Raw genomic sequence first — 15,155 nt, 5'->3', positions numbered from 1 at the left:
AAGGGCCCGGATCCGGGCCCGCGCCCGCTCATGGCGACAGGGCGCGCGCCCTGTCGTCGGGGGCGGCGGGGGCGCGTCGCGTTGCGCGCATGCGGCGGTCGAGGACCGAGCGGGCGACGGCGAAGCGCTCGTCGAGGGTCGCGCAGGCGCCGAGGCGGGCGACGCAGGCCCGCAGCGCCGGCAGATCGTCGAGCGGCCCGTGCCGCCGGCGCGCCGCCAGCGCGGCGAGGTGCAGGTCCGGGCGCAGGTGGCGGGCCAGCATCACGTCGAGCGGATGCAGGGACGAATCCGCCGCGTCCCGCCCCGCCAGCCGCGCCGCGACGTTCGCGGCCATGCCCGCGGGCGCCCGCCCGACCGGGCGCAGGGAGGCGCGCACCACCGCATCCGCCGGCCGCGCCACCCGCAGGCCGGCGGCGCGCAGACGGTCCACCAGATCGCGATCCTCGTTCGACTCGCGCCGGCGGAAGCCGCCGACCTGCCGGTAGGCCGCGGCCCGCACGCCCAGGTTGGCGCCGCCGGCGAGGTTCAGGCCCCCGGCCCGCCCGGCCGGATCCATCAGCGCCTCGAACGCGAGCGAGAGGCCGAGGTATCGCTCCTCCCGCCGCTGCCGGCGGCGATAGTCGGGGGGCAGTCCGCGCGCCTCGTCCGGGAAGGTCTCGATGCGGCCCGCGGCCACGTCGGCCCCGGCGAGCGCGGCGCGCATCCGGTCGATCCAGTCCGGCGCGGCGGCGGCGTCGGCGTCGGTGGTCAGCAGCGCCTCGGCCTGCGGGCACAGGCGCGCGGCGAGCGCGAAGCCGAAGCGGCGGGCCGCGCCGACGCCGCCGCGGGGCAGGCGCCGCTCCGCCACCGCCAGCGGCAGCCCCTCGCGCCGGGCGAGCGCGAGGGCGCGGGCGGCGGTGTCGTCGCTTGTGTTGTTCACCGCCACGATCACCGCGGCGGCGGAAAGCTGGGGGGCGAGCGCCGCCAGGCAGCGCCCGATCAGCTCCGCCTCGTCGCGGGCCGGCACGATCACCGCGGTCTCCGCCGCGTCGAGCCGGGCGGGATCGCAGGCGAGATCGACGCCGGCCGGCAGGGGCCGGCGGGCGCGGGGCGTCACTGGACGGCGCCGGCGGCCAGGTCGAGCCGGTAGCCGTCGGCGTCGCCGTCCCCCACAGGCAGGCGGCGGAAGCTGCGGCGCGAGGCATGGGTGAACAGCGCCAGCGCCGCCTCCCCCTCCAGCGCGTTGCCGCTGGCGCCGAGCCAGGTGCAGCACAGGATGTCCGCCTGCGGCCAGCGCCGATCGATCTGCGCGGCGAGATCGGCGATCTCGGGCGCGTCGAGGAAATAGAGCACTTCCGAGAGCAGGATCAGGTCGTGCTCGGCGTCCCCGGGGCCGGCGGGCAGCTCCGCGGGGACGAACAGCCGCTCGAACCGGGCCGAGGGGGCGGCGCGGCGGGCGGCCTCGAGCGCGGCCTCCACCGCGTCGACGCCCAGGTAGGCGTCGCAGCGGGGCGCGATGCGGCGCGCCAGCTCCCCGTTGCCGCAGCCGATTTCGAGCGCCGAGGCGTAGCGGGCGCGCGGCAGGGCGCGGGCCACGGCGCCGAGGCGCGCGTGCTCGTAGGGGCTGGAGCGGAAGCCCCAGGGGTCGTCTCCGTCGGCGTAGATCGCCTCGAGGTGCGCAAGCGAAACGTGCATCAGCGGGGCTCCCTTTCGAAGAAGATCTCGGGGCCGGTCTCGAACATCTCGACGAAGGCCGGCGCCATCTCGAAGGCCTGGGGCGCGTCGGAAATGACCTCCCCCAGCTGGCTGCGGTGACAGCGGATCGCGGCGCGCTTGGCCGCGCGCCAGGGTCCGGGGTCGAAGCGGTGCTCGCGCACGCGGCCGAGGCGGGCGCGGAAGGCGGGATCGTGCCAGCGCGACCAGACCGGGTAGCTGAACAGGCGCAGTCCGGTCATGCGGGCGGCGGCCCGGGCGACGGAGGCGGCGACCTCGTGGTCGCAGTGGGGGTCGGTCTCGCACGGGGCGAAGAGGCTGCGGGCGCGGGTGCGCCGGATCGCCTCGATCACCGCGGCGAGCGTGGGGCCGAGGTTGGCGATCTCGTCGGTGCGCGCGTCGGGCAGGCCCAGCCAGGTGAGGTCCTGCGCCGAGCCGCCGAGGCGTTCGAGGGCGCATTCCAGTTCCCGCCTGCGCAGGGCGGAGAGCGCCTCGCGCGGCCAGGTGGGGGAGCCGACGTGGGAGGCGCCGCCGTCGGTGAGGCAGATCACGTGGGCGCCGGGGCCGGCGAAGGCGGCGGCGAGCAGCGCCCCGCAGGCGAGCGACTCGTCGTCCGGGTGCGGGGCGAGGACCAGCGCCGGGTGGCCGCGCAGCAGCCCCTCGAGGGTCGAGGCGACGACCGGGGGCGGCGGCACGGGGCCGTCCGGGGGCTCGGCGAGCGGGTCGGGGAAGAGGTCGGGGCGGTCAAGCATCGAACCAGTCCTCGACCGTGCGGCTCTCGACGAAGAGGTCGCGGCCCACGCGCAGGGTCATCGCGTCCCGCGCCGCCTGGCGCAGGTAGCAGGCGAGGTCGCGGGCCATGCGCCCGACGGGGTCGTCGAGGGCGAACATGCCCAGCCCGACGGAGCGTTCGACGGCGGCGATCGCGTCCTGGCCGAGCTCCTCCATCAGCAGGCGGCAGGAGATCGAGAGGGTGGCGGCGCGCTCCGGCTCGGCCCGCCCGAGGGGGCCCTCGGCGACCTCGGCGGCGCGGGCGACGGCGGCGTCGGCGGCCAGCGCCCGGATGCCCAGCGGCGCGAGGCGCAGGAGCTGGGCGTCGGCCGAGAGGTGGCCGCGGCGGGCGAGGGCGGTCCGGGCGCGCTCGAGCAGGCCGATCACCCCGCCCAGGGTGACGGAGGCGATGCGCCAGGTGCCGCCGATGAACTGCGGCTCGGCGGTGTAGACGCCGGGGGCGCCCAGGAGCTCTCCGGGAAGGCCGGTGCAGTCGAAGCCGCCGGAGCAGCTGTCGGCCATGCCCGAGACGTCCCACTCCTCGGGCCGGTGGCGGCGCATGTCGGAGGCGTCGACGATCACCAGCTGGGCGCCCTCGCCGTCGGGGCGGCGGGCGGCGACGATGGCGCGGGCGGCCATGCCGAGGCCGGAAGCGAAGCGCTTGGCGCCGTCCAGGGTCTCGCCGTTCCAGGAGACGGGGTCGGGGCCGTCGGCGGCCCAGACGCCGTAGAGCGCGCCCTCGCGCATCGCGGCCTTCGCCTCGGAAAGCTGGGCGGGGGCGCCGTGGGCGCGGATCAGGCGGTGGGCGTTGGCGTGACCCTCCAGCAGCCGCCCGGCCGAGAGGTCGCGCGCCGCCACCTGGCGCAGGGCGGCGTGCAGCGCCTCGGGGGTGGCCCAGCTCTCGGGGGCGAGCCACGCGCCGTCCCGCAGCTCGACGAGGATCGAGGCGCATCGGTCGACGCGGATCGACGGCAGGGGCAGGACGTGACGCATGGGGGCCTCGCGGTTGGAACTCCGCCTGAAATCGGGGGTCGCTCGTGGTCAGAATACGGCGCGAAGCCGACTTGCAAACGGCGGCGACGCGGGGCCGCCGGACGCAGGACCCTGAGGCGAAAGAATTTTCGAGCCGGTCGCGCGCCGGCAGGACAGGGGCGCGACGGGCCGGTTTCACCGGCCATTTCAAGATGTTGCAGCGCCCGGAGCAGGGCGGCCCGCCGGCTCTGGATCGCCGGCCCGCAGGGTGGGCGGGCGCCGCAGGACGGTATCCGGGACCAACAAATGTTAAGGGCGACTTGTCAATTCGGGGGGCTCGCTAGGTCGATGCCGGAGCGCCGGACGCCTCGATCCTCGAGGATGCCGCCGGTTTTCCGGACAAGGATATTGGTCATGAAGGACCCCGAGCAGACCCGCGGCCCCGGCGGCGAGACTCACCAGACCGCCGACGGGGATCGCCCTGCGATGACCACCCAGGTCGGGATGCCGATCTCGGACGATCAGAACAGCCTGAAGGCGGGCTCGCGCGGGCCGCACCTGCTGGAGGACCAGGTCTTCCGGGAGAAGCTGTTCCACTTCGACCACGAGCGCATCCCCGAGCGGGTGGTCCACGCCCGCGGCTACGGCGCCCACGGCACGTTCGAGCTGACCGAGAGCCTGGCCGAGTACACCTCGGCCGACCTCTTCCAGCGGCCGGGCGAGAAGACCGAGGTCTTCGTGCGCTTCTCGACCGTGGCGGGGGCCAAGGGCTCTCCGGATCTCGCGCGGGACGTGCGGGGCTTCGCGGTGAAGTTCTACACGCAGCAGGGCAACTGGGACCTGGTGGGCAACAACATCCCGGTGTTCTTCATCCAGGACGCGATGAAGTTCCCCGACCTGATTCACGCCGCCAAGGCCGAGCCCGACCGCGGCTTCCCCCAGGCGCAGACGGCGCACGACAACTTCTGGGACTTCATCTCGCTGATGCCCGAAGCGATGCACATGGTCATGTGGATCATGTCGGACCGGACCATTCCCCGCTCCTTCCGCTTCATGGAGGGGTTCGGCGTGCACACCTTCCGGCTGGTGAACGCCGAGGGGCAGGCGCATTTCGTCAAGTTCCACTGGAAGCCGAAGCTGGGCGTGCAGTCGGTGCTGTGGGACGAGGCGGTGAAGATCAACGGGGCCGATCCCGACTATCACCGCCGCGACCTGTGGGAGGCGATCCAGTCCGGCGACTTCCCCCAGTGGGAGCTGGGGATGCAGATCTTCGACGAGGATTTCGCCGACCGCTTCGCCTTCGACGTGCTCGACGCCACCAAGCTGATCCCGGAGGAGGAGGTCCCCGTGCGCACCGTCGGCGTGATGACGCTGGACCGGATGCCCGAGAACTTCTTCCTGGAGACCGAGCAGGTCGCCTTCCAGACCGGCAACCTGGTGCCGGGGATCGACCATTCCAACGACCCGCTGCTGCAGGGGCGCAACTTCTCGTATCTCGACACCCAGCTGAAGCGGCTGGGCGGGCCGAACTTCAACCACATCCCGATCAACGCGCCCCGCTGCCCCTTCGCCAACCTCCAGCAGGACGGGCACATGGCGATGAAGAACCCCGTGGGGCGCGCCAACTACGAGCCCAACAGCCACGGCGAGGGCCCGCGCGAGGACCCCGAGCGGGGCTTCCGCTCCCACGAGGAGCGGACCGGCGGGCCGAAGCGGCGGATCCGGGCCGAGAGCTTCGCCGACCACTACAGCCAGGCGCGCCAGTTCTACCGCAGCCAGACCCCGATCGAGCAGGACCACATCGCCGACGCGCTCGTCTTCGAGCTGTCGAAATGCGAGATCCCGCGGATCCGGGAGCGGATGCTGTCGCACCTGCGGGTGATCGACGAGGACCTCGCCCAGGCGGTGGCCGAGGGGCTGGGCCTCGATGAGATGCCCGACCCGGCCGAGCCCGCGAAGCCGGTGGTGGAGACGAAGCGCTCGACCGCGCTGTCGATCCTGGCCAACCCGCCGCGGACCTTCCGGGGCCGCAAGCTGGGCGTGCTGATGACCGACGGGATCGAGCGCGGGATGCTCGACGCGCTGACTGCGGCCGCCGAGGCGGCGGGGGCGAAGATCGAGCGCGTGGCGATGACCGTGGGCGGCGCGACCCTGGCGGACGGGGAGAAGGTCCCCGCCCACGAGAAGATCGACGGCGCCCCGTCGGCCCGATACGACGCGGTGGCGGTGCTGGCCAGCGAGGCGGGGGCGCGCACGCTCCTGAAATCCTACGACGCGCGCACCTTCCTGGCCGACGCCTGCGCCCACGGCAAGTTCGTGGCCCTGACGCCGGCCGCCCGCGAGCTGTGGTTCGAGGCGGTGGCGCAGGAGCCCGACGACGGGGTGCTGACGCTGGACGACGAGGACGACGCGGTCCGGTTTCTCGAGGCCTGCGCGAAGCTGCGGTTCTGGGACCGACTGGGCTGACGCGCGGCGGCGGCGGCGGCGGCGGAGCGGCAGCTCAGTCGTCGCCGTCCGTTCCGTCCCAGGGAAGATACAGGTAGCCCGGATCGAACCGGCCGATGCGCACCGCCTCGGCCTGGTCGAGGATCTGCACCTCGCCGTCGCGCACCACGCAGATGCCGGCCTCGCGCAGCTCCCGCAACGTGCGGTTCACGTGGACGCCCGAGAGGCCGCAGGCCTCGGCGAGCTGGCTCTGGATCAGGGGCAGGGCGAAGCGGCCGTCCTTGCTGCGCCCGCACAGCTCCATGCGCAGCTGCATCTCGCAGAGGAAGTTGGCCATCCCGGCGAGCGCGCGGAGCTGGCCGATGCGGAAGGTCCAGTGGCGGTGGATCGAGGCGTCGATCATGGTCAGCGCCCACAGGGCGCCGGCGTCGGCGGCGCCGCGCTCGACGATGCTCAACAGCGCCTCGTGCGGGAACAGCGCCAGCCGCGCAGGCGTGACCGCGACGACGTCGTGGTCGAGCCGGCCCAGCGGCAGGCCGTGCAGGTCGACGAAATCGCCGGGAACCTGGAGGGCGACCATCTGCGCCTCGCGCACGCCGTCGGTGGCGTTGCGCGCCATCAGCCCGTCGAGGAGCAGGGCGCTGCGGTCGAGGGGCTCGCCGGCGCGGGTCAGCACGGTTCCGGCCGGAACCTCGACGACGCCGCTGCAGGCGGCCTTCAGGCGCCGCCACAGCGCCGGCGTCAATCTGCGCGCCATGCCGGTATGGTCGCTCGCCCGCATCTCGCCCCCCTTGTCGGCCTGAGGCCCGCTCGCCCGGGTCCCGTCGAGCGGGGAAGATACTCTGGGCGGGGCCGACGTCCAGTGCGGGGAGGTCACCCGGCGCGCCCGGCGAGGGCGGCGCGCAGGCGCCCGGCGGCGGCGCGGCCGAGGGGCAGCGGCTCGACCAGGCCGTCGAGCGTGGCGAGGGTGAGGTTGCGGTCGCGGGAGGCGAGGCGGCGCACCCGGTCGAGATTGACGATGGTCGAGCGGCCCAGCCGCGCGAAGGGGGGCGCGGGGAGGCGCTCCTCGAAATGGCTCAGGGTGCGCAGGATCAGGAGGGAGGGCTCGCCGGCCAGGTGGACGCGGGTGAAGTCCCCCTCAGCGGTCAGCGCGGCGATGGCGGAGGGGGGGACCAGGGCGGTGCGGCCGGGGGTGGCCAGCTCGATGGGCGCGGCCTCGGGACGGGGGGCGGGGCGCAGGCGGCGCAGGGCCTGCTCCAGCCGGTCGGGATCGACGGGCTTGAGGATGTAGTCCGCCGCCTCCACCGCGAAGGCGTCCACCGCCCGGTCCGCGTGGGAGGTGACGAAGACCACGCGCGGGGCGGGGGAGAGGCGGGCGAGGAGTTCGAACCCGTCGCCGACGTCGAGCTCGACGTCGAGGAAGGCGACGTCGGGGCGCAGCGTCTCGATCGCGCGCAGCCCCTCGGCCAGTGTGTCGGCGGCGCCCACGATCTCGACGTCGGGGGCGGCGGCCAGCAGGCGGGCGAGCGCCCGGATCGCCCGGGGCTCGTCGTCGACGATCACGACCCGGAGCGTGGCGCGCCCTCCAGTTCCAGCATCACGCGCACGCGCTCGCCCTCCTGCGCCAGCGACAGGGCGTGGCGGCCGGGGTAGTGCAGCGCGAGGCGGCGGCGGACGTTGGCCAGACCGATGCCGGTGCGGCTGCCGGCCGGGGCGGCGTCGGCGAGGCGGCCGGGGTTGCGGATCTCGATCGCGAGCCCGTCGTCGCGCGCGCGGATGCGCACGTCGACCGAGCGGCGCCCGGCCCGGCGGCCATGCTCGACCGCGTTCTCGACCAGCGGCTGGAGGAGGAAGGAGGCGACCTCGCGCCGGAGCGCGGCGGCGTCGACGTCGAGCGAGGCCTCGAACCGCGCCCCGAAGCGGGAGCGCTGGACGGCGAGATAGGCCTCGAGCGCGTCGATCTCCTCGTCCAGCGGCACCACCAGGCGCTCGATCCCGGCCAGCGAGCGGCGCAGGAAGATCGACAGGTCCTGGATCATCGCGCGGGCGGCGGCGGGATCCTCCTGGATCTCCTCGGCCACGCCGTTGAGCGCGTTGAGCAGGAAGTGGGGGTCGAGCTGGAGGCGCAGGCGCTGGAGCTCGGCCTCGCGCGCCTCGGCCTCGGCGCGGGCGGCGCGGCGACGCTCGGCCCGGCGGGCGCGCTCGGCCGTGGTCCAGAAGCAGGCGAGGCCCCAGCACACGAAGAGGACGAAATAGTAGAAGGCGACAGAGAGATAGGGCGGCTGGAGCAGGCCCTCGGGCGAGGGCGCGCCGAGGGGGCCGCGCACCAGTTCGTTGACCGCCGTCGCGGTCGATCCGGCGACGGCGGAAAGCAGCAGGATCCAGCCCAGCGCCGGAAGCGTCAGTCCCTCGGACACGTCGAGCCGGCGGTAGACGGCCGCCAGCAGGTAGGCGAGCGCGGCGACCACCGGGACGGCGGCGCAGGTCAGCAGCAGGGCCGCGACGACGTCCTGGACCACGAACAGCCGCACCGTCGCGTCGAACATCGCGAAGACCGCCCAGCCCGCCGCCGTGACCCGCGAGGCCGAGCGCGGATCGCGGAAGGGAAGGGGCGTCGGGTCCGCCGCGGGATGCGCCGTGGAAACGATGGGGACGATCTCCGTGGCCGGGAGGGAGCCGGGCGTCGCCCGACTCGAATACAGGCGCCGCGGCGGCCGGACAAGCGCGGGGCCCCGCCCCTCCGCGCCCGCGCGGGCGCCCGCTTGACCGAGGATTCCGCCCGCTTCGCCGATCTCCGCCGCCGCCCCTCTGGATCGGCGCGCGAGAGGGGGCGATGTCGTGACGGCAAGGTCGTGGAGGGGCGGATCGCGGGAGGCGGGACGCCCGATCCCGGCCTCGCCGCGCAGGGCGCGCGCCGGAGGAGGACGGCAGGGCGATGGACGAGACGGGCGGGCGGATCTTCGAGGTCAGGCAGGGCGCGGGCGACGTGATCGGCTTCGATCCGGCGCGCGACAAGCTCGATCTCGGCGACGTCTCCGTCCACAATTTCATCGTCGTCGACACCGCCGCGGGCGTCGGCTTCCTGAACCCCTGGTCGGGCGAGACCACGCTGGTCCGGGGCGTATCGCTGGGCCAGCTGACCGTCGACAGCTTCCTTCCCGTGATCAACGACCACCTGCGCCAGTGCCTGGCCGGCGCGCTGGCCTGGGCGCACGGGGTCGAGGCGGAGCCGGGCGTCGTCCACGCCCGCTCGCACGAGCCGGGACGCATCGACCGGGTCGCCTTCGACCCGGCGACCGACCTGGTGGACTTCCGCCACTACGGTTCGCGCGAACAGATTTCCATGACGGACGGGGCCGAGGGCGTGGTGATCGCCAACGCCGGCACGGGTCAGGCGCTGATCCTGCTGGACGTGACGGTCGACCAGCTCTCGGCCTCCCATTTCCTGTTCTACTCCGCCCAGGTGCGCGAGGACCGCGTGCACCAGCAGCTCGGCCTGGGGGACGTGCCAGCGGCGCAGGTGGTCGACCAGGGGATGCCGGTTCCCGGCACGCTCGACTGGCCGACGGCCGCGGGCCCGGGCGATCCGCCGCCGGGGGCCGCGGGCGTGACCTACGCGCTGGAGTGGCGCTGGGGCGAGCACGTGGCGCTCGACTTCGATCCGGCCGTGGACCGGCTGGATTTCGGCTGGTTCAAGGCCCACGAGTTCGCCGTCGAGGAGGTGGACGGCGCCGTCGTCGTCTCGATCGTCGGCAACCAGCAGAGCTACACCCTGACCGGCGTGCCGCTGTCGGCGCTGGAGATGGGGGCCATCGTGGCCCGCGATCCCTCGGCGCGCGAGGCCTGGCAGGCCGTGCTCGACGACGCGGAACCGGAGCCCGAGCCTGAACCGGAGCCCGAGCCGGAACCCGAGCCCGTCGACGAACCGCCCGAGCTGCGGATCGGCAACGCGAAGGTCGAGGAAGGCGACGCGGGCTGGAGCGTCGCGAAGCTGAAAGTGCGCCTGTCCGAGGCCTCGGACGCGCCGGTCACGCTCGACTGGGCCACCCGCGACCGCTCGGCGCGCGCGGGGGAGGACTACCTCGCCCGCTCCGGCACGCTGACCTTCGAGGCGGGCGAGACCGTGAAGACCCTGCGCCTGAAGGTGCGCGGCGACGAGATCGAGGAAGGCGACGAGGCCTTCGTCGTGAAGCTGACGGGCGTCGCAGGGGCCCGCGTGGCGGACGGCGTCGGTCGGGTGAAGATCCTGGACGACGACGCGGCGCCGCCGCCTCCGCCGCCTCCCTCCGAGGGCGAGGTCGCCTATGCGGTGCGCGACGCCTGGGCGGGGGGCTTCGTCGCCGAGATGACCGTCGAGGCGGGGGCGTCCGGGCTGGACGGCTGGACCGTCTCCTTCGACGCGGGCTTCGAGATCGCGAACCTGTGGAACGCGCGGATCCTGTCGCACGAGGGGTCCCGCTACGTCCTGGGGAACATGGATTACAACGCCGAGGTCGCCGCGGGGGCGGCCGTCGGCTTCGGCTTCCAGGCGTCGGGGGAGGGCTCCGACCTCTCCGGCCTGGACCTCAACGGCGCGGTCCCACCTACCGCGTCGCCGGCGATTTCGGTCGTCGGGGCCGAGGCGGTCGAGGGAGGGGCGCTCGTCTTCGACGTCTCGCTCTCGTCCGCCGCGGCCGAAACCGTGACGGTCCGCTACGCGACCGAGGACGGGACCGCGCAGGCCGGCGACGACTACGTCGCGGCCGCCGGAACGCTGAGCTTCGCGCCGGGGGAGACGCGCGCGCAGGTGCGCGTCGAGACCCTGGACGACGACGCGGCGGAGCCCGTCGAGACCCTCGCCCTCGCCCTCGACGCGCCGGCAGGCGCGACGCTGGGCGTCTCCCGGGCGCAGGGCGCGATCGTGGACGACGATCCCGCGCCCCTCCCGGGGATCGGCATCGGCGACGCCGAGGCGGTCGAAGGCGACGGCCTGGGGGCGTCGCCGGGCTGGTTCTCCACGTCGGGGAACCAGGTCGTCGATGCCGACGGAACCCCGGTGCGCATCGCCGGCGTGAACTGGTTCGGGTTCGAGAGCCCCACCATGGCCCCGCACGGGCTGTGGACGCGGGGCTACGCCGAGATGATGGACCAGATGAAGGCGGAGGGGTTCAACACCATCCGCCTGCCCTTCTCCTCCGAGATGCTGCACACCAGCGCCGCGCCCAACGGGATCGACTTTTCGAAGAACCCGGACCTGGCGGGGCTGAGCGCGGTGGAGATCCTCGACGTCATCGTGGACTACGCGGGCGAGATCGGGATGCGGATCATCCTGGACCACCACCGCTCGACCGCGGGGGCGGGGACCTCGGGCAACGGGCTGTGGTTCGGCGAGGGCGGCTTCACCGAGGCGGGGTGGATCGCGGACTGGCGGATGCTGGCGGCGCGCTATGCCGACGATCCGACGGTGATCGGCGCCGACCTGCACAACGAACCCCACGGCGGGACCTGGGGCGGCGGGGGCGCGCGGGACTGGGCCCGCGCCGCCGAGGCCGCCGGCGACGCCATCGGCGAGGTCAATCCCAACTGGCTGATCCTGGTCGAGGGGGTGGGCGCCTACGGGGGCGATCCCTACTGGTGGGGGGGCGCGCTGCAGGGGGTGCGCGACCGGCCCATCGACCTCGCGGTCGAGAACAAGCTGGTCTACTCGCCCCACGACTACCCCAACTCGATCCACGCGCAGCCCTGGTTCCAGGGCGAGGATTTCGCCGACGGTCTGCCGGAGGTGTTCCGCGAGGCCTGGGGCTTCATCTTCGAAGAGGAGATCGCCCCGGTGATGCTGGGCGAGTTCGGGACCCGGCTGCAGGACCCGAAGGACGCGCCCTGGCTGGCGGCGCTGACGGCCTATCTCCAGGGCGACTTCGACGGCGACGGGACCTCGGAGCTGGGCGCCGGAGAGGAGGGGATCGGCTGGACCTGGTGGTCGTGGAACCCCAACTCCGGCGACACGGGCGGCATCCTCGCCGACGACTGGCGCACGGTGCTGGAGGAGAAGATGGCCTGGCTGGAGCCGATGCGCTTCGACTTCGCCGAGGACGGCGGCGGGGGCGCGGCGGTGTTCGAGGTCTCGCTGAGCGCGCCGGCGCAGGAGGCGGTCTCGGTCGACTGGCGCACCGCGCCGGGCACGGCGGGGGCGGATGACTTCGCCCAGGCCTCGGGCACGCTGGTCTTCGCCCCGGGCGAGCGGACGCGGGAGATCCGGGTCGAGATCCTGGGAGACGACCGACCGGAGGCGGACGAGCGTTTCGCCGTCCTGCTCTCGAACCCCCGCGGGGCGGAGATCCTGGACGGCGAGGGCCGCGGCCTGATCCTGGACGACGACGGCGCGGGGGCGGCGGGGCTGCTGCTCGCCTGAGCGGCCCCCTGCCCGCGCCCCGGCGGCCCCGCGGGCGCGCGGAGCGAAAGCGGCCGCGTCTCCGCCGTCGGGCGCCGGCGCTACTCGACCACCTTCTTCACGAACTGCGACTTCAGGCCGATCTGGCCGACGCCGGGGATCCGGCAGTCGATGTCGTGGTCGCCGTCGACCAGGCGGATGCCGCGGACCTTGGTCCCGACCTTCACCACCGTGGACGACCCCTTCAGCTTCAGGTCCTTGATCACCGTCACCGTGTCGCCGTCGGCCAGCACGTTGCCGACGCTGTCGCGCACCTGGGCGGCGTCGGTGTCGGCGGATGCCGAGGCCGCGGCGGCGGCGGGCGACCACTCATGCCCGCATTCGGGGCAGCACAGCAGGGCGTCCATCTCGTAGGCGAGGACGGATCCGCATTCCGGGCAGGGCGGCAGGGCGTCGGTCATGGGCGGCTTTCCGTTCTCTGGGTCGGGCGGTCCGCCCGGTAGGGCGCGGCGCGCAGGCGGCGCGATCCGAGGCCTGCGCGGGGCGGCTTCGTCCGGTAGGTTTCAGGATATCATCAGTGATACTTGAAATATGATAATCGGTCTGCTTGAATTCAGCAATCGTCCTTCAAGAGCGACTCATGATCACCGCTTCGCAGATGCGCGCCGCCCGGGCGCTGCTGGGCATCGACCAGAAGACCCTGGCCGACCTCTCCGGCCTGTCCGTGCCCACGATCCGGCGCATGGAGGCGAGCGAGGGCAACGTCCGCGGCGTCGTCGACAGCCTCGTGAAGGTCGTCGACGCGCTGGACCGGGCCGGGATCGAGCTGATCGGCGAAGGCGCGACCAGCCGCTCGGGCGGACGGGGCGTCCGCCTGAAGGCCCCTCCGACCGACCCCTGACCCTTCCGACCCGCGACGGCGACCGCCGACGACCTGCCGACGATCCCGCCGCTTCCTTGACCAAGGCGCGGCCCCAGATGACAGACCTTGCAGCCGGCCGGAGCGCCGCTCCGACCTTCGCCGAGCTCTACACCCCCAAGATCCTGACCGTGCTGCGCGAGGGCTACGGCCTGGCGCAGCTGCGCGCCGACGCCGTGGCGGGGCTGACGGTGGCCATCGTCGCCCTGCCCCTGTCGATGGCCATCGCCATCGCCTCGGGCGCGACCCCGGCGCAGGGGCTCTACACCGCCATCGCGGGCGGGTTCATGGTCTCGCTTCTGGGGGGCTCGCGCTTCCAGATCGGGGGGCCGGCGGGGGCGTTCATCGTGCTGGTGGCCGCGACGGTGGCCGAGCACGGCATGGACGGGCTGATCCTGGCGACGTTCCTGTCGGGCCTGATGCTGGCCGCGGTGGGCTGGCTGCGGCTGGGAACCTTCATCAAGTTCATCCCCTTCCCCGTCACCGTGGGCTTCACCGCCGGCATCGCCGTGATCATCTTCGCGAGCCAGGTGAAGGAGCTGTTCGGCCTGACGCTGGCGAACGAGCCCGGCGCGCTGCTGGAGAAGGCGCCGGCGCTGTGGGCCGCGCGGGACACGCTGACGCCCGCGGCGCCGGCGCTGGCGCTGGCGACGGTGGGCGTGATCCTGGGGCTGAGGCGCTGGCGGCCGCGCTGGCCGGGGATGCTGATCGCGGTGTGCCTGGCCGCGGCGGCGACGGCGCTGCTGGACCTGCCGGTCGCGACCATCGGCACCAAGTTCGGCGGCATCCCCTCGACCCTGCCGGCGCCGCATCTGCCCACGCTGTCCTGGGACAAGGTCGTCGACGTGCTGCCGGCCGCGGTCTCCTTCACCCTGCTGGGGGCGATCGAGTCACTGCTGTCGGCGGTGGTGGCCGACGGGATGACCGGGCGGCGGCACCGCTCGAACTGCGAGCTGGTGGCGCAGGGGGCGGCCAACGTCGCCTCCTCCCTGTTCGGCGGGTTCTGCGTGACCGGCACCATCGCGCGCACGGCGACCAACGTGCGCTCGGGCGCGCACGGGCCGGTGGCGGGGATGCTGCACGCGGCCTTCCTGATGCTGTTCATCCTGGTCGCCGCGCCGCTGGCCGCCTGGATCCCGCTGGCGGCGCTGGCCGGGGTGCTGGCGGTGGTGGCCTGGAACATGGTCGAGCGGCCGGCCATCGCGGCGCTGCTGCGCTCGGGCTGGGGGGAGGCGACGGTGCTGGGCGCGACCTTCCTGCTGACCGTCTTCCGCGACCTGACCGAGGCCATCGTGGTGGGCTTCGCGCTGGGCTCGGTCCTGTTCATCCGTCGGATGAGCCGGGCGACGGCGGTGGCCCTGCACACGCCGCTGGTCGGGCAGGACGAGGCCGACGGCGCCCGTCCGCGCGAGAGCTACGACGAAGGCGCGGCCTCCGACCCCGAGGTGGTGGTCTACCGGATCACCGGGGCGCTGTTCTTCGGGGCGGCGGCCTCGATCGGGTCGGTGCTGGACCGCATCCAGGACGGGCGGCGGACGCTGATCCTGGACCTCTCGGCCGCGCCGTTCCTGGATTCGACGGGGGCCAACATGCTCGAGGGCCTGGCGCACGGGGCGCGCAAGCGCGGGACCGCGCTGTGGATCGCGGGCGCGAGCGAGGAGATCCGCGCCATGCTGGCCGCTCACGGGCTGCAGGCGCCGCTGGTCCGGCAGGCGGCCACCGTGGAGGAGGCGCTGGCAGGCTCGCGGAGCGGTGGGGTCGTCGACGGCTGAAGGGGCGTCTGCGGGCGGTGGCCGCGCGGGGGATTGGAGTGTCGTCGCCGCGTGCGTCATCTCCCCAGACTGAGCGCACGCGGCGGCGACACGCATGATGCGATGAACACCCCAATGCCCGCGTCATGCTCGAGCCGGGCGAAATCCCCAATCGCCTCCGGCTCTGATCATTGGATACGATTTTTCGAATGCGGACGCCAGCGAAACTCCGCCG

Annotated in this window: 12 protein-coding genes; 4 read left to right on the top strand and 8 right to left on the bottom strand. The window is 73.8% G+C overall.

Annotated elements, in window-relative coordinates:
• Positions 1-28 precede the first annotated feature (28 nt).
• From P2H44_RS01860 to P2H44_RS01845, 4 genes are read right to left on the bottom strand one after another with little or no spacing between them, the layout of a single operon-like run.
• Positions 29-1,096 (bottom strand): glycosyltransferase family 2 protein, encoded by a 1,068-nt coding sequence (locus P2H44_RS01860; RefSeq protein WP_275761712.1) that lies wholly within the window; start codon positions 1,094-1,096, stop codon positions 29-31.
• A complete protein-coding gene (locus P2H44_RS01855) occupies positions 1,093-1,674 on the bottom strand; it encodes an SAM-dependent methyltransferase (RefSeq protein ID WP_275761711.1) in 582 nt (193 codons plus the stop codon). Before P2H44_RS01855 ends, P2H44_RS01860 begins: the two co-directional genes overlap by 4 nt.
• A complete protein-coding gene (locus P2H44_RS01850; RefSeq protein ID WP_275761709.1) occupies positions 1,674-2,444 on the bottom strand; it encodes a PIG-L deacetylase family protein in 771 nt (256 codons plus the stop codon). Before P2H44_RS01850 ends, P2H44_RS01855 begins: the two co-directional genes overlap by 1 nt.
• Complete coding sequence (locus P2H44_RS01845) at positions 2,437-3,456, bottom strand: acyl-CoA dehydrogenase (RefSeq protein WP_275761708.1); 1,020 nt, start codon at positions 3,454-3,456, stop codon at positions 2,437-2,439. Before P2H44_RS01845 ends, P2H44_RS01850 begins: the two co-directional genes overlap by 8 nt.
• 393 nt (positions 3,457-3,849) lie before the next feature.
• On the opposite strand from P2H44_RS01845, the gene P2H44_RS01840 reads away from it, so the two are divergent.
• Positions 3,850-5,901 carry a catalase gene (locus P2H44_RS01840; RefSeq protein WP_275761707.1) on the top strand — a complete coding sequence of 684 codons (2,052 nt, stop codon included), beginning with the start codon at positions 3,850-3,852 and terminating at the stop codon, positions 5,899-5,901.
• A 34-nt stretch (positions 5,902-5,935) separates the two neighbouring features.
• Here P2H44_RS01840 and P2H44_RS01835 read toward each other — a convergent pair whose 3' ends face one another.
• From P2H44_RS01835 to P2H44_RS01825, 3 genes are all read right to left on the bottom strand, one after another.
• Positions 5,936-6,661, bottom strand: a complete 726-nt coding sequence (locus P2H44_RS01835) for a Crp/Fnr family transcriptional regulator (RefSeq protein WP_275761706.1) — start codon at positions 6,659-6,661, stop codon at positions 5,936-5,938.
• A 92-nt stretch (positions 6,662-6,753) separates the two neighbouring features.
• Positions 6,754-7,443 carry a LytR/AlgR family response regulator transcription factor gene (locus P2H44_RS01830; RefSeq protein WP_275761705.1) on the bottom strand — a complete coding sequence of 230 codons (690 nt, stop codon included), beginning with the start codon at positions 7,441-7,443 and terminating at the stop codon, positions 6,754-6,756.
• Entirely contained in the window at positions 7,440-8,426 is a 987-nt protein-coding gene (locus P2H44_RS01825; RefSeq protein WP_275761704.1) for a sensor histidine kinase, read from the bottom strand. The genes P2H44_RS01830 and P2H44_RS01825 overlap by 4 nt, the downstream gene beginning before the upstream one ends.
• Before the next feature lie 389 nt (positions 8,427-8,815).
• Here P2H44_RS01825 and P2H44_RS01820 point away from each other — a divergent pair, with 389 nt between their 5' ends.
• A complete protein-coding gene (locus tag P2H44_RS01820; RefSeq protein WP_275761702.1) occupies positions 8,816-12,271 on the top strand; it encodes a Calx-beta domain-containing protein in 3,456 nt (1,151 codons plus the stop codon).
• Between the two features lie 80 nt (positions 12,272-12,351).
• Here the strand turns inward: P2H44_RS01820 and P2H44_RS01815 are convergent, their stop codons facing one another.
• The gene (locus P2H44_RS01815) at positions 12,352-12,711 is read right to left on the bottom strand and encodes a zinc ribbon domain-containing protein YjdM (RefSeq protein ID WP_275761701.1); all 360 of its coding nucleotides are present in this window, start codon (positions 12,709-12,711) and stop codon (positions 12,352-12,354) included.
• A gap of 179 nt (positions 12,712-12,890) precedes the next feature.
• Between P2H44_RS01815 and P2H44_RS01810 the strand changes: the two genes are divergently transcribed.
• Positions 12,891-13,151: a helix-turn-helix domain-containing protein gene (locus P2H44_RS01810; RefSeq protein ID WP_275761700.1), complete on the top strand. Its 261-nt coding sequence runs from the start codon at positions 12,891-12,893 to the stop codon at positions 13,149-13,151.
• A 77-nt stretch (positions 13,152-13,228) separates the two neighbouring features.
• Positions 13,229-14,941, top strand: a complete 1,713-nt coding sequence (locus P2H44_RS01805) for a SulP family inorganic anion transporter (protein WP_275761699.1) — start codon at positions 13,229-13,231, stop codon at positions 14,939-14,941.
• Positions 14,942-15,155: the final 214 nt, after the last annotated feature.

The sequence above is a fragment of the Albimonas marina genome (assembly GCF_029223255.1).
Taxonomy (GTDB): Bacteria; Pseudomonadota; Alphaproteobacteria; order Rhodobacterales; family Rhodobacteraceae; genus Albimonas.
The sequence above is the reverse complement of the archived record's forward strand: the minus strand, read 5'-3'. Positions and strand labels throughout refer to the sequence as shown.